Annotated in this window: 16 protein-coding genes; 11 read left to right on the forward strand and 5 right to left on the reverse strand. The window is 55.6% G+C overall.

The window, feature by feature from the left end:
- Nucleotides 1-9: 9 nt before the first annotated feature.
- The 3 genes from D0Y96_RS06170 to D0Y96_RS06180 all read right to left on the reverse strand — a co-directional run bounded on the left by D0Y96_RS06170 (nt 10) and on the right by D0Y96_RS06180 (nt 4895).
- The gene (locus D0Y96_RS06170) at nt 10-3516 is read right to left on the reverse strand and encodes an outer membrane beta-barrel protein (RefSeq protein WP_350448983.1); all 3507 of its coding nucleotides are present in this window, start codon (nt 3514-3516) and stop codon (nt 10-12) included.
- Nucleotides 3517-4061: 545 nt separating this feature from the next.
- Nucleotides 4062-4436, reverse strand: a complete 375-nt coding sequence (locus D0Y96_RS06175; RefSeq protein ID WP_147324937.1) for a hypothetical protein — start codon at nt 4434-4436, stop codon at nt 4062-4064.
- A 102-nt stretch (nt 4437-4538) separates the two neighbouring features.
- Nucleotides 4539-4895, reverse strand: coding sequence for a hypothetical protein (locus D0Y96_RS06180; RefSeq protein ID WP_147324938.1), 357 nt, complete (start codon nt 4893-4895; stop codon nt 4539-4541).
- On the opposite strand from D0Y96_RS06180, the gene D0Y96_RS06185 reads away from it, so the two are divergent.
- Nucleotides 4869-5591, forward strand: coding sequence for a hypothetical protein (locus tag D0Y96_RS06185; RefSeq protein WP_147324940.1), 723 nt, complete (start codon nt 4869-4871; stop codon nt 5589-5591). The two genes, D0Y96_RS06180 and D0Y96_RS06185, sit on opposite strands and share 27 nt — an antisense overlap.
- A 223-nt stretch (nt 5592-5814) precedes the next feature.
- Nucleotides 5815-6936, forward strand: a complete 1122-nt coding sequence (locus D0Y96_RS06190) for a phosphatidylinositol-specific phospholipase C1-like protein (protein WP_117298460.1) — start codon at nt 5815-5817, stop codon at nt 6934-6936.
- A gap of 70 nt (nt 6937-7006) precedes the next feature.
- Here the strand turns inward: D0Y96_RS06190 and D0Y96_RS06195 are convergent, their stop codons facing one another.
- Nucleotides 7007-9064, reverse strand: a complete 2058-nt coding sequence (locus D0Y96_RS06195; RefSeq protein ID WP_252263516.1) for a glycoside hydrolase family 31 protein — start codon at nt 9062-9064, stop codon at nt 7007-7009.
- Between the two features lie 487 nt (nt 9065-9551).
- On the opposite strand from D0Y96_RS06195, the gene D0Y96_RS06200 reads away from it, so the two are divergent.
- The 3 genes from D0Y96_RS06200 (at nt 9552) to rbsK (ending at nt 12396) form a co-directional block, all read left to right on the forward strand.
- A complete protein-coding gene (locus D0Y96_RS06200) occupies nt 9552-10247 on the forward strand; it encodes an acyloxyacyl hydrolase (RefSeq protein WP_158562250.1) in 696 nt (231 codons plus the stop codon).
- 181 nt (nt 10248-10428) lie between these two features.
- Complete coding sequence (locus D0Y96_RS06205; protein ID WP_117298463.1) at nt 10429-11424, forward strand: GRP family sugar transporter; 996 nt, start codon at nt 10429-10431, stop codon at nt 11422-11424.
- A gap of 30 nt (nt 11425-11454) precedes the next feature.
- On the forward strand, nt 11455-12396 hold the full coding sequence (gene rbsK / locus D0Y96_RS06210) for a ribokinase (RefSeq protein WP_117298464.1): 942 nt from the start codon (nt 11455-11457) through the stop codon (nt 12394-12396).
- Nucleotides 12397-12513: 117 nt separating this feature from the next.
- Here rbsK and D0Y96_RS06215 read toward each other — a convergent pair whose 3' ends face one another.
- Nucleotides 12514-13044 (reverse strand): DUF8737 domain-containing protein, encoded by a 531-nt coding sequence (locus D0Y96_RS06215; protein ID WP_491562713.1) that lies wholly within the window; start codon nt 13042-13044, stop codon nt 12514-12516.
- 110 nt (nt 13045-13154) lie between these two features.
- On the opposite strand from D0Y96_RS06215, the gene D0Y96_RS06220 reads away from it, so the two are divergent.
- The 6 genes from D0Y96_RS06220 (at nt 13155) to D0Y96_RS06245 (ending at nt 19310) form a co-directional block, all read left to right on the forward strand.
- Nucleotides 13155-13730 carry a TetR/AcrR family transcriptional regulator gene (locus D0Y96_RS06220; RefSeq protein ID WP_117298465.1) on the forward strand — a complete coding sequence of 192 codons (576 nt, stop codon included), beginning with the start codon at nt 13155-13157 and terminating at the stop codon, nt 13728-13730.
- 138 nt (nt 13731-13868) lie between these two features.
- Entirely contained in the window at nt 13869-15539 is a 1671-nt protein-coding gene (locus tag D0Y96_RS06225) for a GH35 family beta-galactosidase (RefSeq protein WP_199480190.1), read from the forward strand.
- A gap of 328 nt (nt 15540-15867) precedes the next feature.
- Entirely contained in the window at nt 15868-16785 is a 918-nt protein-coding gene (locus D0Y96_RS06230; protein ID WP_252263518.1) for an alpha/beta fold hydrolase, read from the forward strand.
- A complete protein-coding gene (mug, locus tag D0Y96_RS06235) occupies nt 16775-17314 on the forward strand; it encodes a G/U mismatch-specific DNA glycosylase (RefSeq protein WP_117298467.1) in 540 nt (179 codons plus the stop codon). Before D0Y96_RS06230 ends, mug begins: the two co-directional genes overlap by 11 nt.
- A 207-nt stretch (nt 17315-17521) precedes the next feature.
- Entirely contained in the window at nt 17522-18871 is a 1350-nt protein-coding gene (locus D0Y96_RS06240) for a hypothetical protein (RefSeq protein WP_117298468.1), read from the forward strand.
- 91 nt (nt 18872-18962) lie between these two features.
- Nucleotides 18963-19310, forward strand: a complete 348-nt coding sequence (locus tag D0Y96_RS06245; RefSeq protein ID WP_117298469.1) for a VOC family protein — start codon at nt 18963-18965, stop codon at nt 19308-19310.
- Nucleotides 19311-19644 lie beyond the last annotated feature (334 nt).

Here is a 19644-nt window from a genome sequence, read left to right on the forward strand (position 1 = left end):
ACCACCCTGTCAGAAGGAATAACGAAGGCTGGCCTGCATGGATCGCTGGCCATTCTTCTGTGTCACCTTACCGAAGGTGCCGTCTGCGTAATTTGTGTCGGGAGCGTTCCAGTTAGGATGGTTGGGGAAGTCGAAGGCATCGAATCGGAAAGAGAGTGACTGACCTTCAAAGGTATTGAACTTCTTCAGAATCGCTGCGTTGAAATACTCCTGCCCCGGAGCGCGAAGAATATTCCGAACATGCTCCGCCGTGAATGTACCGGAAGTGGGCAGAGTAAAGATGGGCGACCCATCCCCGTTCGTGGTGTTGAACCACGAATTTTCATCGGTTCCATGCGAGAACTTTCCGTTGCCTTTCAGATTGGCTCCCGGCGTAACCTGCAGCAGCTGATTGCCACTGCCTGGTCCCACGCCTGCCACATCCGTACCCGTAGCGACGGAGAGCGGTGCGCCAGTCTGGAACTGATAGGACTGCGTAAGCTGCCAGCCTCCCAGAACTTCATGAAGCATGCGGTTAGTTTCCGGGAAAGGAATGCTGTAAACCGAATTGAATGCCAGCACCTGACGGACATCATAATCGGATGGCCCACAGATGGCTTTAGGATCGTAGGTATTCGGAATCACCGTCTTCTGGAACGAATCGCAGTCCTGCGAAGACGCATAGGTATAGGCCACACCCAAACCAAGACCATGCGAGAAGCGGCGGTTTACATCGATCTGAAGTCCTTCATAAGCCGCGCCATCACCCTGCATGACCAGGTTGATCGCCGAGTATCCCTTATAAGGCCGCAATGCATTGGCCGAGATGCCTTTGTTCGCTGGATCGGTCAGCGTCCCAGGCTGAAGCTGATTGATATTGGCCGCATACTGCTGGTGCAGCGCGCGACGCCCAACGTAGGAGATCTCCGCTACCGTACCGAACCCAATCGACCGCTCCGCTGAAACATTCCAGATATAAGCCTCCGGTTGCGGTGAGGCGCGGTCGATATCGCCCGAGAGCGTCGGATACGATCCATTGGTGCCTGCTCCCGGATCATCCGCCGTTCCGCTGCTGACTGAAGCCACCTGCTGCAGCGGTGGTATACCTCCGGCGAAGACAAAGTCCGAGACACCCTGACGATTCACATAGCGGCCAAAGCCTGCACGCAACACCGTCTTGTCATTCAGCGAGTACGCTATGCCAAGACGCGGCTGAAAGAGAAATTTCTGCACATGAATATAACCGCGTGGCAGGTTATGAAAGAGATTGTTATATTGCCCGGTGGCAGCGATCGGCACATGAGCTTTTGCACTTGAAGTGAACCCATTGCCCCACAGAACTGTGCCATCGAGCGGATCACCCGTTCCGGCAATCGGGTTCCCCGTGCTCGAGTTCACCTGCATCGCAGTGGCTGAACTGTAGAAAGCCGGATCGAAGCTGCCTGCATTGTTCCAGAGACTGTAATAGGGACGAATGCTGGTATAGCGGAGGCCGTATTCCAGGTGAAGCTTTGGGGTAGCCTTCCAGGAGTCCTGCGCAAAGAAATCGAACATATTCGCGCGGTACGGAGTCTCGGAGCGCGCTCCCACTTCGGAATACGTGTAATAGAGGCCGAGTGCCGCGTCGGCAACGTCCAGTCCGGTTCCGTTCGGATTGCTGTTGTTGAAATCGAACTGGCCGTTCTGGTTGTTGGTCTCTCCGGCTGTCGAAGTTGAAAATGCAATCTGGTCGCGGTCATTTTCGCCCGAGCGCTCATACACGCCGCCCACTCGGATGGTGTGATCGCCGATGATGCGGGTGAAGGTATCTCCGAAATCGAAGATCTCTCCCTGCGAATGCGAAGGATACGTGCTTCCATCCATCGCTGTAATACTGGTCGTCGAATCAAACTTTACCGTGGGAATTTTGTTCGGCAGATCCTTTGTCCCAGGAAAGAGGAAGGGATAATTCACGCCATAACGGGTGCGATCGTACAGGCCCGAAGAAGTGTCGATGCTCAGCCGCGCCGCATCATGGCTTGCTGTCAGCAGTACTTCATTCATCATGCTGGAGCTGAAGGTGTGCACCCAGTCCAGCGATCCCGTCTGGTTGGGGCGGTCGTAGAGGCGTGGCACCACGTCGTATGCCGCAGAAAACGGATTGTCTTCGTGATAGAAGAAATGTGTCAGACGAAAACGGATGTAGTCCTTGTCATTCGGCACGATATCCAGGTTGCCGCTGTCGATCTCTTCGTTTGCCGGATACTTCGCGACCTGCAGCAGGTTTTCCGTGCCGACGAGGAAATTTGGTGTCGGTGTCGGAAAGATGGAGAGCAGGCCTGTACCGGTAGAGCTGAGCCGGTCCTTCGGAATCATGTTGCCGGGGAAACAGCCGGGGCCACCCGTCGAAGCACTGCATGCCAGCGCTGACTTCGGGTCCTTAATATAGTGGTTCGTCTTCGGGTTCCCGGTTATGAGCGAGCTGAAGTCTCCACTTCGAAAGGCTGGATTCGGCACCGTGACGGGATTATCGACTGTCTGCGGGTAGTGAACAAATGCCTCAGAGTAAAGAAAGAAGACCTTACCCTTTGGCAGAACCTTCGGTACGTAAAGCGGGCCGTCGAAGACAAACCCGAACTGGTTGAATGTGAAGGGCGCGACGAAGTTGGTTTTCAGCGCCTGCGGATAATTCGGATTGCCATTATTGCCGTTGTCGTTGCGGACCCAGCTGTTGGCATTGAGCACCGGATTCTGCAGATACTCATACAGGCTGCCATGGAAGCGGCTGCTTCCTCCCTTCGTGGTGATGCGAATCTGGCCGCCGATGGAATGCCCGTACTCAGCAGGATAATTCGTCGCGAGCACCTGAACTTCCTGTACGGCATCAAGATCGGGAGTTCCGACAGAATCTCCACTCGCGCGTACACGCACCGCGACAGCGCCATCATAGGTGATGAGATTATCGCGATCGCGACTACCATTGATCTGAATGGCCCCCTGTCCGGTGCTGAAGTTGAAGCTCGAAAGGTTGCTGCCCGTTGCGGTGCCGTTGGCTCCGGTTGGGCTTGTTGGACCGCTGGTGATGCCGGCCTTGGTGAGCGCAACATAAATAGGGTTGCGGCCGTTCAGAGGAAGATTCTCCACCTGATTGCTGGTAATCACGCGGCCCAGCGTCGCGCTGTCAGCATCCAGCGTCGTCTCCTGCGCCTTCACCTCAACAGACTGCGTGGCATGTCCGACAACGAGCTGCAGATTCGCGGTAGTAGGCAAAGAGGGGTCGAGGTTATTGCCCGTCCTGACGAGCTTCTCAAATCCGACGGCGCCGACAGTAATCGTATACCTGCCCGGAGCAAGGCCCGGAATCGTGTAGAAACCCGAATGATTCGTCTTCGTCTCATGCTGTGCACCGGTGGCCTCGCTTGTCAGCGTCACCGCCGCATGCTCGACCACCGCACCGGAAGCATCTGTGATCGTCCCGGAGATGGAGGAAAGATCCGACTGAGCCCACAGAAGAGCCGGAGCGCATATCAGGATAAAAAAGGAAACAACATGGAGCACCGTTCTCCGCACGTATGACAGCGAGGAAGCCCTGTGATGTGCGGCCGCATGGTGCCTCACGCTTCCGCGCAGCATATTGCCGCTGTGAATCCGGCACAGGTCTGAAGTACTCAGGCGAAACATAAAACCTCCATACAGACGTGGATCGCGAAGCCGCTCATGGGGGTGACGACTTCTCGCGTTTATCTCCCGATCGTCGTTACTGTATGGCCAGTATCCAGGGATCACTGAAAGCCGCGGAAGGTGTTTTCCCGGGGTAAAGACGGCAGATCACTGCTGTTATCGCCCGCATCTTCTTCAATATCAGTCTATTTTTTTCCTGCAAATTCCCTCTGCACACGGTGGCAGTTACCCCGGGGGAAAGCACCATTTACTTTCCCTTAACCGCATACGCTTACCCTGAACAAGTCGAATGACAACTTTGCATGCCAGCCGGAAAGGTGCGGCAAGCGGCTTCCTGTCTCTATGAAATGAAAACGTTTGAGCCTTCATCCAGGCGCGTCACAGATTCTGCCACAAAGTGGCCGCTGCCTGAAGGCCGGCGATCAAAGCCGCCATTCATTCTTTCGACACATGCAGATAATCCGCGATGGATGCTGGTACAGCGCATCGTGGCCAGTAACAACTTCCGGCGTTCTGCGCTGTTGAGCAACTTTCTGCTCTTCGTTTGTGATCGAGAACTCAGCGGCAGAACCGCGGAAATCAATGAAAAGCAGATCGGTCTCCAGGTCTTCGGCCGCACAGAGGGCTATAACGCAAGTGGCGACAATATTGTCCGCAGCTATGCCCGCACATTGCGTAAACGTCTGGAAGAATACTTCGCCGGAGAAGGACAGAAGGAAGAATTTCTGCTGCATATTCCGCGCGGAGGCTATGTACCAGTTTTTCTTTCCAGAAAGAACGACGATGGCGTCTCGCACATTGTCACTGCAGAGCCCGAAGCGGTACTGCCTGCCTCTTCCGACGCCACAGCAGCCAGCAACGCAGTTGCTGCTTCGATTCCCTCAGCAGCGGTTCTGAATTCAGACTTCTTCAAAGAAACGAGCGACGCTTCCGACCGGCTTCTCGACCAGAAAGCGACCGAAGAAAGGACTCCGCCTGCTTCCCCGCTGCTCATGCGGAACACCCATCCGGAGCCAATCCGAAAGCCGCGATATGCCTTTAATATTCTGATGGTGGTGTGTATCGCAGCTCTCTGTACCTGCGCTGGATACTTCGGTGGTTTGTACCATCTGCCGTACAGGTGGCTTCACCGCGAGCCAGCCGCCGACCGGGTCAACAGAGCATTCTGGGAGCAGATATTCGATAAAGATCGCGATACCTTCCTTGTCCCGGCCGACGGCGGCCTGGTGATGCTGCAGAGCTTTATTCGCCAGCATGTCTCACTGGAGGATTATGCAAATGGAAGCTACCGCACAGAATCGCGAATCGCGCAGGGCATAGTTGGACTGGTTCAGCCTGCAAAGGCCGACGACATGCTGCGCCTCACCAATAAAGTGCAGGCGATCGGCAATCGCCGGTACACAAGCATCGCCGATCTGGAGCTGACTGCGCATCTGGCGCGTATGCCGGAGGTCATTCCTCAGCGGCTTATGATCCGGTATGCACGCGACCTGAGAATCGATGACCTCCGCGCCGGCAACGCGATCCTCATTGGATCGATTGAAGCCAATCCCTGGGTCGATCTCTTTCAGCAGCGGCTCAATTTCCACTTCTCTCACGGGGCGGATTTCGGCGGCTCAGGCACCATCACCAACAGGCACCCTCTTCCTGGAGAGCACCTCACCTATGCAAGCGAGCCGAATGATCCCCTGCTCCGAACATACGGTGTGATTGCCTGGCTCCCTAATCTCGATGGCGCCGGACATGTCCTTCTCATCGAAGGGGTCAATATGGCTGGAACGCAGGCTGCCGGTGAATTCCTTCTCAACGCATCACTGATGCAGCCTGTTCTGGAGCATGCGATGAGCCCGAATGGGGTCATTCGGCCATTTGAAATTCTGCTCTCGACTGACAATATTGCTGCGAATGCTTCCCAGCCGCATGTATTAAGTGAGCGCATCGGGCCATCCTGAAGGTAAATTTTCGGTGAACCCGCTTTCCTGGCAAGCCTCGCAACTACCTGATAATAAGCCGAGCATTCGCGCCTGATACACGGTGTATAAACTGATTGCCACGTCTGCTTCCACTTTTTTCCCGGGTCACTGCTCCTGCACAATAACCAGGATCTCGCTGCGCACGAATACGGATTCGCTTATCTCTTCGCAAAATAGCCGGTGAGAAATATCAGGAGCGCGAATGTCACCCAGGTATTTACCTTTGCTGTTGTTGCTTTGCAGCGCAGCTGTCGCCCATAGCCAGAACGATGACGCAGTCAGAATCAACGAGATTCAGGTGATTGGGACGCATAACAGCTATCATGCGGGACTCGCGCCCAGTGAGCACAAATGGCTACAGGAAAAGAATCCGCAGGCAATGCTCGCACTCGATTACCATCATGCGCCGCTGACCGATCAGCTCAACGGTGGCGTTCGTCAGATAGAGCTGGACGTTTACGCAGACAGCCACGGTGGACGCTATGCGCATCCTGCGATTGACACATTTGTAAAGCAGGCCGGTCTGCCTCCCGATCCCGACTTCGACCCGCAGCACCTGATGGACAAACCTGGCTTCAAAGTGATGCACGTCCAGGATATCGACGAGCGCAGCACCTGCCAGCCCTTCACCGCCTGCCTCGCTGAGGTTCGCGCCTGGTCTCGGGCTCATCCAGGACATGTGCCGATCTTTATTCTCGTGGAAACCAAGGAAACGCCGCTCGGCAGCAGAGCAGGATTCAATGCCGTGCAGCCCGAGCCGTTCACTCCGTCTGTGTTCGACGCGCTCGATCAGGAGATTCTCTCCGTATTTCCGCGTCGGGAGATTGTGCTCCCCGATCAGGTACGCGGCAAATATGACACGCTTGATGAAGCTGTACATCACGGCAACTGGCCAACGCTGGGCAAATCGCGCGGCAAGGTAGTCTTTCTGCTGGATCAGAGAAAAGTCAGCCGTGTTTATACTGAGGGTCACGTCGCGCTGCGTGGACGGGTCCTGTTCACCAACGCCGAACCGGGCACACCGGATGCAGCCTTCACAGAAGAAAATGACGGCAGCGTTGAGACCATCGACGCACTTGTGCGCCAGGGATATTTAGTGCGCACGCGTGCAGACGCTGACACACGGCAGGCACGTGACAACGATACCTCCCGCCGGGATGAGACATTGTCCAGTGGCGCTCAGATGGTGAGTACCGATTACCCTTCCACCGAGCCCGCTCCCAGCGGCTATGTTGTGACTCTGCCCGGGAACGAAGCGGCTCGCTGCAATACTGTTCTCAAACCACAAGGCTGCGTTGATCGGCAACTGGAGAGCAAACAGTAGCTATAGATATTGATCGAGGGCGAGTTGCCGTTCCAGGAACTGGCCCTTTATCGATGTCGATTCGCCTCCGCTACAACTGAATGACAGTGACACGGTCATTCAGCGTCACAACCTGGTTCGTCCCCTTGTCCATCGCCCGGATGGTCATCTTCTTTCCAGGGAATAGCCGGGTTCCTTCGGCGCATTCGAGCGTCAGCTTTCGTGGGCCATCCTCCCAGATGCATTCAATCCGCATGAACTCGCCCTGCAGATAACGGAAGCTGATCCCATCATCCTCATACAAACTGAACCGGCCATCCGTGCCCGGATAAATCCTAAGCGTAATCGGTTCCTCATCTGTGTCCGTGGCATATTGACGTACCGGCCCCATCGGCACAATGGATCCGGCTCGCAAATACAGAGGGATCGTCTCGATATCCACCTCACGCATCACGATTGCGCCACCCACTGTTCGTTCATTCTTCCAGAAGTCCCACCACGTCCCCACCGGAAGATATACCGTTCTCTGCGTCGCGCTCTGTTCAGTTACTGGAGCCACAAGAAAATGATCTCCCCAAAGATACTGGTCACCGATCGTCTCAGCCTTTGGGTCCTGCGGATAAGCGAGCCACAGCGCTCTCATCAGCGGCATTCCTGTTCCGTGCGCCTGATCCGCAGTCGAATAGAGATAAGGCAGCAGCTGATAGCGTAGCTCCAGATATTTCCGGCAGATCTGTTCTACATGCGCATTATGCAGATCCTGAGGCGCAGGCCAGCTCCCTATCGCCCCGGCACCCTCCAGCGGTCCCGGAGTGCCCATGTCCCAACCCCACGGCAAACGCATCTTCCAGGCAACACCATGTGAGCGAAAGAGCGGACAAAACGCACTGAACTGAAACCATCGAAGATATAACTCCGGCGTCAGCTCCTTCGTTGGTATAAAGCCTCCGGTATCCGTTCCCCAGTATGGAATACCGCACAGCCCGATGTTGATTCCGACCGTGACCTGCGCAGCCAGTGTCTTCCACCGTGCATCGATGTCGCCCGACCACAGCCATCCATATCGCTGCAATCCCGCATATCCGTTTCGGTGCAGTGCAAATGGCCGGCGCTCGGGATGTGCCTGTATCTGCCCTTCCCAGTACATCTCGTTACGCTCCAGTCGCGCATCTGGCGGAAGCAGGTCGCCTTCGTCAGGCCACCAGCCATCGACCCCAACCTCTTCCACCGGCATATGTTCGGCCCAGTAAGCAGCCGCATCGCCCGGAGCATGCGCTGCAGCGTTCGTATCCGTGATCTTTCCGTGCAGATCATACGGCGGCACCACGTGCAGCACGACTTTAAAGTGCTCCTCATGGAACTGCCGAAACATCTCTGCCGGATCAGGGAAAACATCGGCGTTGAATGTGAATGAGCCGTGCCCTGTATTCCATCCCGAAGGGCAAAAGCCTGTTCCCAGATAGATCAGCGCATCGCATGGCAGCTTTTTTTCGCGGAATGTCTTCGCAATCCCCAGCACTTCGTCACGGCTCGCAAGGGTGCGGTGCGACTGCATGTACCCCAGCGACCACAACGGCGGTAAGTGAGGATATCCCGTCAGCTCCGCATATCCGCGTAACACCTCCGCCGGCGTTTCGCCCAAAACCACATACACATTGCGTGTGGATGTCGCGACCGGCGAACGCACCACACCTGTCTCACCTGTCAGATCGAATGTTCCCATCGGTTCTCCGACAAAGACACCCCATCCTTCAGGGCTGATCACCCATGGAATCGGCACACGCGAGCCGGCGGTGCGCAGTTCCGGCGTATCCTGGCCATTATGCATCCCGTCTTTCGTCCCGCGTCTGTCATATCCGATCAGGCCTTCACCCAGGCCGAAGACCGGCCGGGCACCCAGACGGAATCGCACCGCTGTACTATCCGTGTCGAACTGAATCTCCTGGCGAACCTTCTGTTCCGCGTCCATCACGATGATTCGCAGCGGTTCCTCTTCTACGCGGATGCTGTACCTGCCCCAGCGCACAGCGCCATCTGCATCTCCTGTGTGGAGCGTGACCTCATGAGGGCTTTCCAGCACACCCAGCTCCTGAGATGGAGGCGTCGCAACCGAAGGCGCAATGCTGATACGGAGTATTCCTGAGGTCATCGCGGTGAGGCTCAAATCCAGTTTGCCCGGTTTGCCTGTTTCTGCAATCAGCGAGGCTGCCTTCAGTTGCTTTTGGAACAATAGATGACCCAAACCGGCGCCTAATCCGCCCAGCATGGATCTGCGTGTTAATTCCGTTTTCATCGCTCTTCATTCCCCGGAAGCAAACGTTTACTTTCACTGCAAAACAAAGTTACCGGTACCGACAAACAAACGTATCCGTTTTGCACGAAGGATCGGCTGGCAGGTCTGTATTATGCCCTGCAACCGCAGGCTATCACGCTCTCGGCATCATCACGACAAATCAGCGCCGCTGAGATCCATACCGGAGGCGCATAAAGCAACGGGAGGAAGCTCTTTTATCGCACCAATTGCCGGCGTGTACCTCTTTGCAAAAATGTGTACTCGTTTATTACCAGGCCATGTATGATGCGGAGTCCAGCGGGCCCTGCACTTTCTTTGGATTCAGGTGTCCATGAAGAGACCGATGCTCTGTCTCCCTGTGCTTCTTCTGATCCATACACTTCCTGTGCCTGCTCAGTCTCCTGCCTCGCCCTCAGACGCACTCTTCCAGAAGAGCATAAACCCTGACTTCAACCGGCAGATCTACTATCGAAACAAGATTGAGCTTTCGCTCGAAAACGGATGGCTGCCGAACAATATTCCCTTTGTCTTCGATTTTCTCGTTCATAGCCCCTATACCACCTGGCCACTCCACTACACCCTTGTGCCGAATATCGCTTCCATTCGCTGGCAGGTGGATAACATCAACGGCCCTGGTCCACTGCGTGGTAACACCGATCTCACCTTCAGCGGCTCCTATACTGCGATTCCACGTGGTCCGGAGACTCGTTACTTCGCCTTCGACTTCGGCATACGCCGAAATCTTGTCCAGCCTCGGTGGAGAATCGTGCCTTACTTTGAAGCACGGGGCGGAGCAGGCAACATCAATGCCAAAGGCCCTGACGGCGTTCTTTACGCACAGGGACAGGATCTGACCTTCACCCTTATGATGGGTTCCGGCGCACGCTATAACTTCAATCCGAAATACAGCATCGCCGCCGGCATGACTTACATGCATGTCTCAAATTTCTATCTCTCCGAACCACGGTATGAAGATTTCGGGATCAACGTCTACGGCCCCATCGTTGGCATCAACATGCGCCTCGGCAAACCAAGATAAGCACCCTCAGAAGTGGCATTTCATGCTTCAGGCGCATTTCCGAATAAGCACGAGGCTGTATTACCGGTATCATTTCTGCGCACAACATCGATATATGGCCATTGCAAACGATGCTTAGCCAGTTCAGATTGTTATATATCTTTGTAAGTTTTCAGGCCTGCGCAAGGCAAAGGAGCAGAAGTTGTTTCAACCGCAGACATATTCGATCGCGTTCTCTTTCATGGTAATTACCATGTTCTGCTGGGGATCATGGGCCAACACCATCAAGGTATGTCAGGGATACCGCTTCCAGCTCTTCTACTGGGATTACGTGATCGGTCTGCTGGCTGGCTCCATCGCATGGGGAATCACGTTAGGCAGTATGGGCGCATCCGGCAGGCCGTTCTTTGCTGATATTGCTCATGCCGACACGTCTCACATTCTCTTCGCGGTCGCCGGCGGCGTTGATTTCAATATCGCCAATCTGCTGCTGGTTGCAGCCATCGACATTGCCGGACTCGCAGTGGCCTTCCCTGTCGGCATCGGACTCGCGCTGATCGTCGGCGCGGTCAGCAGCTATGTCATCTCTCCTGCAGGCAATCCTCTGTTGCTCTTCGGCGGTATCGCGCTGGTGACCATCGCCATCATCTTTGATGCGATCGCTTACCGTCTGCGCGAGACCGGTCCGCGAACGCTCAGCACCCGCGGCGTTGTCATCAGCCTCGTGGCCGGCCTTCTGATGGGAACCTTCTATCCCATCGTCTCAAAGGGCATGACCGGTGAAGGAGCTCCGGGGCCTTACGCCGCCACACTGTTTTTTTCCATCGGCGTGGCTCTCTGTGCCCTTCCGTTCAATTACCTGTTGATGCGCCGCCCTCTCGATGGCAGTGCCCAGGTGGCGATGAGCGGCTTCCGGAGAGCACGCGGCTCGTGGCACATGTGGGGCATTCTGGGCGGTGCGATCTGGTGCACGGGAGCGGTACTCAACTTTGTCGCGTCACGAGCCAATATCGTGGGACCAGCCGTCTCCTACTCGATTGGTCAGGGAGCAACGATGATCTCCGCGGCCTGGGGCGTCTTTATCTGGCACGAGTTCGCGGCTGCTCCCGCGCGGTCGCGAAAGTTTTTATTCTGGATGTTCGTTTTCTTTCTTTGTGGTCTGGGAGCGGTAGCTCTCGCTCCCATAGTTGGCAGGTAAGCGATCGCGTTCAGATCTGAAGGAGAAGCTATGCAGGCTGGAAAAAAACCAGTCGTGGTGGTTGGCAGTATCAATATCGATCTCGTCGTCCGTGCAGAAAGGATTCCGGTGGAAGGTGAGACGGTACAGGGCCGTGATTTTCAAATTCATCCTGGCGGAAAGGGCGCGAATCAGGCCGTAGCCGTGGGCCGCCTCGGCTATCCGGTAGCCATGATCGGCCGCATCGGCGACGACGCGTTCGGGGAGCAGCTCCGCGAGCATCTTGCAGGTGCGGGCGTGGATATTTCTGCCGTAGCCGTATCACCTGGAACCTCCGGTGTTGCCGTGATCGTGGTTTCCGACAATGGCGAGAACAGCATTGTCATCACTCCCGGGGCGAATGCGCATGTCTCCACCACGGACATTGACGCTAACCTTGAGCTCATCCGCTCCGCAGGGGTTGTGCTCGCCCAGCTTGAGATCCCCATTCTTACAGTGCTGCACCTGGCGCGCATCTGCGCACGCGAAAAGGTGCCGCTCATTCTCGATCCCGCGCCGGCGCAGGAGCTTCCTGCAGAGCTGTTTGAAATCGTCGAATGGTTCACCCCAAACGAAACAGAAGCCGCCTTCTTCACCGGCAATGCCGATGCCGAAAGCTCATCCACGATGGCGCAGTTCCTGATGGGCAAGGGCATCAAAGGCGTTCTGCTCAAGCTGGGATCGCGCGGCGTCTATATCGCCACGCGTGCGCACGTAGCGGAGCAGCTACCTCCATTTGCAGTGAAGGCCGTCGACACCACCGCAGCCGGAGATGCCTTCAACGGCGCATTCGCTACCGGACTGATGATGAATCTCACTCCTGTGGAGAGCGCGCGTTTCGCAGCAGCCGCGGCTGCAGTTTCCGTTACCAGGCCCGGAGCGCAGCCATCCATGCCGTCGATCGCAGAGGTAGAGCAGATGCTGCACAGTGCAACCGGCAGCAGCGATTCATAGAAATCTTTTGACCAGCGCCGAGAGCACGCATCAGGAATGGCTGAAAGCCGTGAGCTCCTGGCGAAACAATCGGCGGAATCGCGCCGGCGATGAAAGGGGTCGCGTGATTGACCCGTTCTAAGCAGCCGCCACATCGCCAGTAAGGGCTTGAGCCGCCCCAGGCCGGGGACGCACCAGCCAGTAGAGCGCGACCACGTGCGTGATCATCAGGAAAGGCACATAAATGACCGGAATTACATAAGCAGCGCCGAGCTGCCCCGCCACTGCCGGAAGGCCGGCCTGAATGGCGTGGTAGTAATCGACGAGGATGTCTGTTGCCCCCACGAAATTAAAAGCAACAACGAAAGTCCAGAAGAGCGGACGTATTCTTGCCGTAAGAAGCGCCAGGATAGCCAGCACTCCGGCTGCAAAATCCCCATAAGCGGCAAACGTGGCGAAGCCGGCAGGCAGACTGGGACCGACGACACCCGGCAGGATAAAGACGAGTCCGAAGAATCGGAAGCTGTGCAGAGTGGCAATAGCGCGGTGCGCTTCGAATCGGTCCATCGATCTGAGCCTGGGCAAAACGTATGCACAGAAGCAAAGCAGACATACGACATAGCCCAGAACAAGCTGCATTGGGAAGAGTATTTCCGGCGACATCGACATACAGACCTCCGGCTATAGGATTATGCATATAATCCTATAGGTTCAGGTTTTTTTTGAGCCATGGTGGCCGGTTGGTCCGTAGGATGATCGCCAGCATCCTATAATGTGCCATGCGCTACCGGCCCGAACATAAAGACGAGGTCCGCCAGAAGATTGTGAAAGATGCCTCGCGGCGCGTTCGCGCCGAAGGCTTAACAGGAGCCTCCGTATCGGCCGTAATGCGCGATGCCGGACTGACACACGGAGGCTTTTACAAACACTTCGGGAGTAAGGACGAGCTGCTCGTAGAGTCGCTGAGTGACGGCTTCCAGGAGATCGCGGACCGCCTGACCCAGGCCGGAAATAGCTCCCGCCCGGAAACTGCGTGGAAAGCAATCGTAAAGACCTACCTCAGCCTGGAACACTGCGACCACATCGAGTGTGCGTGCCCTTTGGTGGCCCTTGCGCCTGAGTTGTCACGGGCAGATAAGACGATGAAGCGCCGGATCTTCATAGAGTTGGCGAAATACAGGGAACAGATGCTCCCGTTCATGCCCGGACGAAGAATAGCTGACAGAGAGCGCGCTTTCTTCGCAATCTTTTCAACCATGATCGGAACAATTGAAATCGCCCGCCTGCTGCCGGAAGCAGCCATGCGAGAAAAAGTGCTGACGGCCGCGAGAGACTTTCTCCTGAGCAGCTTCTGATTTACTCCGCGCTTCCAACCCCGCATCAATTCACTCTGAGGCTTCGCTAAAGTGCCGAATGATCCATTTGTCCTCTATATGGACAGGACCAAAACGGTATATGACAGAGAGGGGGTTCAGGTATTGAACAGACACAGGGTGTTGCTCGTACTGGTTGCTTTCCTTGCTTTTGGACAAAACGCCGCATTCGGGCAGGCACACGATGCTCATGCGGAGCTTCCTCACCTGGATAGGCGTGGCAATGCGCGCCAGCTCATCGTGGATGGCGAGCCATTCCTGGTGCTTGGAGGAGAGCTGCATAATTCCAGCTCCTCCAGCGTTGAGTACATGAACGCCGTCTGGCCGCGGCTCGCCGCAATGCACCTCAATACGGTATTAACGCCCGTCGCCTGGGAGACGATTGAGCCGGAAGAGGGAAAGTTTGATTTCGCCTCTGTGGATGGGCTCCTTGATGGGGCCCGCGCAAATAATCTCAGGATCATCTTTCTGTGGTTCGGCGCATGGAAGAACACCTACTCCAGCTATGTGCCGGCATGGGTCAAAACAAATACAGAGCGCTTCCCTCGCGTCCAGACGAGCGACGGCCGTGATACAGAACGCCTTTCGCCTTTCAGCACAACCGTTCGCGATGCCGATGCACACGCCTTCGCCCAGCTCATGCGGCACCTGCGCACGGCAGATGGTGAGAAGCACACCGTTCTGATGGTGCAGGTGGAAAACGAAGTGGGCGTTATCCCGGAGTCGCGGGACCATTCTGCAGTGGCTGACTCTGCCTTCGCTGCCCAGGTGCCTGCGGCACTTACCGGCTTTCTTCAAAGCCATCGAGCGGTCCTGAACCCGGAGCTGCGCGCTGCCTGGGAGTCAGCCGGCGGAAAAGCAAAAGGAACATGGCAGGAAGTTTTCGGAAACACTTCTCTGACCGACGACCTCTTTATGGCATGGTATTACGCCACTTACATCGGGCACATAGCTGCGGCGGGTAAGGCCGAATACCCTCTTCCCATGTTCGTAAACGCCGCATTGATACGGCCGAATTATGAGCCCGGGCAATACAACAGTGGCGGCCCTCTGCCACACTCGATCGATATCTGGCATGCTGCAGCGCCATCGCTGGATATTCTCTCTCCCGATATCTACTTCAATGAATTTGGGCAGTGGGCCGGCTGGTATGCGCGTCCTGATAATCCACTCTTCATTCCTGAGACGCAGTCCGGTCCGACCGGCGCGGCGAACGCGCTTTATGCTTTCGGCCGCCTGTCCGCCATTGGCTTTTCTCCATTTGGTATAGATGATCAGGGGAATGCTCCACTCGATCTCGCCGGCATAACAAACCCGGCAGTGCATGTGGACAGCAGTGCTCTGAGTCATGTGTATGCCAGCCTGTCCCGGCTTGCTCCAACGATCCTGAAGAAACAGGAAACCGGGGAGCTTACGGCCGCGCTTATCGAAGGAGATGCGCAACGCGCTGCAAGAGTATCGGTTGGCGACTACATCGCCACGATCACAAGGGCTGGAAGCGAGCCGGGCGCACAAAGCCGAATCGGCGCTATGTTCATTGAAACCAGCCCGAACGAATTCCTGGTCGTTGGATGCTGCGGCAACGCCCAGATAATTTTTTCGACGGATAAACCAGGTCCGCCTCTCGTTGGAATTGAAAGCATCGACGAAGAGTTTTTCGAAAACGGAACCTGGGTTCCCCGAAGGCGGCTGAATGGCGATGAAAGCTCTCAGGGGCAGGCATTACGGCTCTACGATACCGACGCAGCCCAGGGACGAATCTACAGGGTGCGCCTTTACCGGTACCGCTAAGTCCGAAGTGAATGCGCTCTTTTCCGGTTGTGCGCTTGAGTGTATTCATTGCCACTCACGAGGATTTCTTTGACCAGTCGAAGGCTGCGGATGGGCTTCGGATCTATTTCGCGACATCTTCGGAAGTGATACATTACCTGTCCGAAGTGTAATTGGGGTCGCGAGTCTTCCACCAGGCATGCCTGTTGAACTCGAAGTCATCTTTGAAATCACAGATCAGGTCGAAGCGTTTATGCCTCAGCCTCAACGGATGGTTCGCGTTCTGACAGTGCTTATGGTCATGTTCGCCACATCCGCGGGCCTGTATGCCCGGAAGGGACAGGAAGCCATGAAGCATTTGGTGCTTTATCGCACAGTAAAGGTCAATGGAGTTTCCATCTTCTATCGAGAAGCCGGGCCGCAGAATGCTCCGACCCTCCTGCTGCTGCATGGCCTGCCCTCATCGTCACGGATGTTTGAGTCTCTGTTTGCGCGGCTCTCGGACAAATACCACCTTGTGGCGCCCGATTATCCAGGATTCGGACACAGCGACTGGCCTGATCCGAAAGATTTTGCCTATACCTTCGATCACATCGCGCAGGTGATTGAGAATTTCACAGAGATCCTGGGGATGTCTCGTTACACGCTCTACATGCAGGATTACGGCGGCCCTGTCGGCTTTCGCATGACCCTCGCACACCCGGAGCGCGTCGTTGCACTTATCGTCCAGGACGCAGTCGCTCACAACGAAGGCCTGGGAGCGAACTGGACCACACGGCGGGCTTTCTGGGCTGACAGGGCAGGACACGAAGAAGCGCTTCGCAATAATCTGTTGTCCCTTGCAGCTACCAGGACACGGCATGTCGGCGACGATCCAGATGTCGAATTGTACGATCCGGATTTGTGGAGCGATGAATTTGCCTTTCTGAACTCGCCAGGCCAGGCACAGATCCAGAGCGACCTCTTCTACGACTATCGTACAAACGTTGAAGCATACCCCAAATGGCAGGCCTGGATGCAGAAGACACAACCGGAACTATTAGTTATCTGGGGCAAACATGATCTCTCGTTCGATGCCGGCGAACCGGAACGCTATCGCAGAGACGTGCCAAATGCCGAGGTGCACGTTCTGGATGCGGGCACTTCGCACTGGATACGAAAGCAGATGAGATTGCAGCTCTGGCTCGTAAATTTATGGCCGCGCACGCTGAATAAGTCTCGGCATCAGCGCCGCAGCGTTATAGTGTTTTCAGGGAATGTCTTCTGATCTGCAGTTATATTCAACAGGCCTGCCCGACGTCATTTCGACATCCCTGAACGTGGTCTTCTGTGGGATCAATCCGGGAATGCGGTCGGCCGCAGTCGGACTCCACTTCGCGAATCGGAGCAATCGCTTTTGGCGTGTGCTTCACCTCGCGGGCTTCACCGCCAGACAGCTGGAGCCGGAAGAAGCACCGCTCCTGCTCGATTACGGTTGTGGAATCACCTCTGCAGTGGATCGGCCGACAGTCAGCGCAACCGATCTCTGTCGAGCCGACTACATCGCCGCCCGTCCTTTTTTTGAGCGCAAAATCGCGAAGTACAGACCCAGATACCTGGCGTTCCTGGGCAAGCCGGCATGTTCAGTATTCTTAAACCAGCGCGACCTCTCGTGGGGGTTACAGCGAGCTGCACTCGGCGGATCTGTGGCCTGGGTACTACCCAATCCAAGCGGCCTGAACCGCGCATTCACCATCGGCATGCTGACAAACGCCTATAGAGAGTTATTCGAGGCCGCGGTCCTCGGCCATCAATAAGAGAAGACCATTGCAGATGCGCTCCTGATCGGCATAATGATGACCTGTCAATCATGTACAGATCGATAGCTTTGCCCGATTGTTGCCATTCTGCTCCTCTGATTTAATGACCACATCAGCCTTGATGCGGCTGATGAGCACATCGTCGGCATGTACGGTTGGACAAAGTGACAGGGAATGGACAATCAGGCGTGAAGGAGCGATGGAATGACATCAACGGAGAAATTCAATACTCATCAAAAAGCGCTCAGAATCAATCTCGACCCGACCAGCTATGGCTCCTTCGCCGAAATTGGCGCGGGCCAGGAAGTCGCAAGATGGTTCCTGGTTGTCGGAGGAGCCTCCGGGACAGTTGCGAAATCGATCTCTGCGTATGACAAGGAAGTGAGTGACGATCTGTACGGTTCCGGTGCCCGCTACGTTTCCAAAGAACGGCTCGAAGCGATGCTGGACAGCGAATGGACTCAGCTTATCCACCAGTTGAATAAAAGCCGTGGATCGAGCACCTGCTTCTTTTCCTTTGTCGATACCATTTCTGCTCGCAATTACGCCGGAACAAATGAGCCTCACGGCTGGGTTAGCCTGCGTTTTCAACTGCAGCCCGGCGGTCAGGCCAACGAAGTCGTCCTCCACATCAACATGCGCGATCCTTCCAGCTCCCTTGAGCAGGAGGCAATCGGCATCCTGGGTGTAAACCTTATCTACGCAGTTTTCTATCAACTGCACACCATAGACTCATTCCTCAGAAGCATTGCTGAGGACATCGAAAAGCGTATTGAGATTGACTATATAGAAGTAAGCGGGACCGCTTTTGAAGGGTGGGACAAGCGCGAGCTCCTGATACAACTGGTGCGCGCTGAACTTGCTGAGGCTGTATGTTTCCTGTCCGGCAGACCGCCGGCTCCGCCCATCGAAGTTTTGCACAAGCAGGCCGTCGTACTTGCGCCAGGATCGTTCGAACATTCAGATCTTGCCCATGCGGAAATCCATGAAAGGATACTGGCCTCAGGGGTCCGGCAGCTCCGCGAAGAGTCAGGACAAAATGCCCCTGCACCGGCAGGGTTTTTCTGCTTCTCTGCAATGCCGCTTCGTGAAAGTGATTCGCAGCCGGGTATCTCTGACTTGCTGAAACGGATCAATGCTCTTCAAACGCGAGGTGGCGACGTGCTGCTGTTTCGTGAGCAGGAGCTTTACAGCATGACCGCCCTCGTGAACCGCTACACAAAGGAACGAGTGCGGTTCGTTGTGGGCCTGTCTCTTCTGATCCGTGTGTGGGAGTATCGGTACAAAGCTCTTCCCGGCGGCTTTCTGGAGGCTTTGTCTCGCCTCCTCGCACAAAACGTCCGCATATACGCTTATCCGATGAGCTCGACGGATCTCGAACAGGCGATTCAAAGCATCTCCGCCACAGGCTGGCGGTGGACCGATACGGACGAATGGGTCTCTGCCAGCGAGCTTCGTCCTGCGCCGCCGCTTAGCCATCTTTACGATTACGTTCTCGCCAGCAACTTCCTTGTTCCGATGCATAATCCGATGACTCAGACAGCGGCTGAGTAGCTGCGTATCCGGATTTGATCGCAACTGGTTCCTTAAACGTCGACGGTATCACTCGACCACTCCGGGATTCGGAGCAATAAGAAGGACGACCATGATTTCAGGTGCCCACGTAGTCATTTACTGCAGGGATGCCGAGGCGGACCGCGCCTTTCTCCGCGACATCCTCGGACTAAAATTCGTGGATGCGGGTCACGGCTGGCTGATCTTTGCCCTGCCACCAGCAGAGATCGCAATCCATCCCTCTGATGACAACGTCACACAGGAGCTCTACTTCATGTGCGACGATCTGGAGGCCGAGATAGATTCCCTCGCGCAACGAGGAGTCCATTGTTCCGGGGTTTATGAAGCGCGATGGGGTTCGATTACGAAAATTCCGCTTCCCAGTGGAGGCAACGTAGGTCTCTATCAGCCGAAGCACCCTAAGGCACCAGGTCTGTAGTGACACACCCTTCAAATTGAGAAACACCGAAATCTGAAGAGCAGCTATTCGTTCCCAGGAAATGCTTTCGCAAAACCGGCTACTTTGCGGATGCCGCGAGGAAGAGCGTTCCATGGTCCATGGACTCACACTCTTTTTGCCGGACAGCGCAGGACGCGCGTGTTTGGTTGCCCCCAGGGATTCACGAGTGTTGAAAAAATAAGATACAAGTTTTCACCGCAACCATCCCCACCTGTACCTCGCCTAAAATTAACATTCACACACTGATTCTTCGCGCACTTCATCGGACTTTCTGAGACCAGTTCGACATAGGGTAGCGCGTCTGCAGAGTTCA

The sequence above is a fragment of the Paracidobacterium acidisoli genome, assembly GCF_003428625.2.
Taxonomy (GTDB): Bacteria; Acidobacteriota; Terriglobia; order Terriglobales; family Acidobacteriaceae; genus Paracidobacterium; species Paracidobacterium acidisoli.

Excerpts from the sequence above, each read along its gene's own strand:
- D0Y96_RS06185 (WP_147324940.1), top strand. The coding sequence starts at position 4,869 with ATGCTGCAGAGCTTTATTCGCCAGCATGTCTCACTGGAGGATTATGCA.
- D0Y96_RS06180 (WP_147324938.1), bottom strand. The coding sequence starts at position 4,895 with ATGCTGGCGAATAAAGCTCTGCAGCATCACCAGGCCGCCGTCGGCCGG.
- D0Y96_RS06190 (WP_117298460.1), top strand. The coding sequence starts at position 5,815 with ATGTCACCCAGGTATTTACCTTTGCTGTTGTTGCTTTGCAGCGCAGCT.
- D0Y96_RS06195 (WP_252263516.1), bottom strand. The coding sequence starts at position 9,064 with ATGACCTCAGGAATACTCCGTATCAGCATTGCGCCTTCGGTTGCGACG.
- D0Y96_RS06200 (WP_158562250.1), top strand. The coding sequence starts at position 9,552 with ATGCTCTGTCTCCCTGTGCTTCTTCTGATCCATACACTTCCTGTGCCT.
- rbsK (WP_117298464.1), top strand. The coding sequence starts at position 11,455 with ATGCAGGCTGGAAAAAAACCAGTCGTGGTGGTTGGCAGTATCAATATC.
- D0Y96_RS06215 (WP_491562713.1), bottom strand. The coding sequence starts at position 13,044 with ATGTCGATGTCGCCGGAAATACTCTTCCCAATGCAGCTTGTTCTGGGC.
- D0Y96_RS06220 (WP_117298465.1), top strand. The coding sequence starts at position 13,155 with ATGCGCTACCGGCCCGAACATAAAGACGAGGTCCGCCAGAAGATTGTG.
- D0Y96_RS06230 (WP_252263518.1), top strand. The coding sequence starts at position 15,868 with ATGAAGCATTTGGTGCTTTATCGCACAGTAAAGGTCAATGGAGTTTCC.
- mug (WP_117298467.1), top strand. The coding sequence starts at position 16,775 with ATGTCTTCTGATCTGCAGTTATATTCAACAGGCCTGCCCGACGTCATT.
- D0Y96_RS06240 (WP_117298468.1), top strand. The coding sequence starts at position 17,522 with ATGACATCAACGGAGAAATTCAATACTCATCAAAAAGCGCTCAGAATC.
- D0Y96_RS06245 (WP_117298469.1), top strand. The coding sequence starts at position 18,963 with ATGATTTCAGGTGCCCACGTAGTCATTTACTGCAGGGATGCCGAGGCG.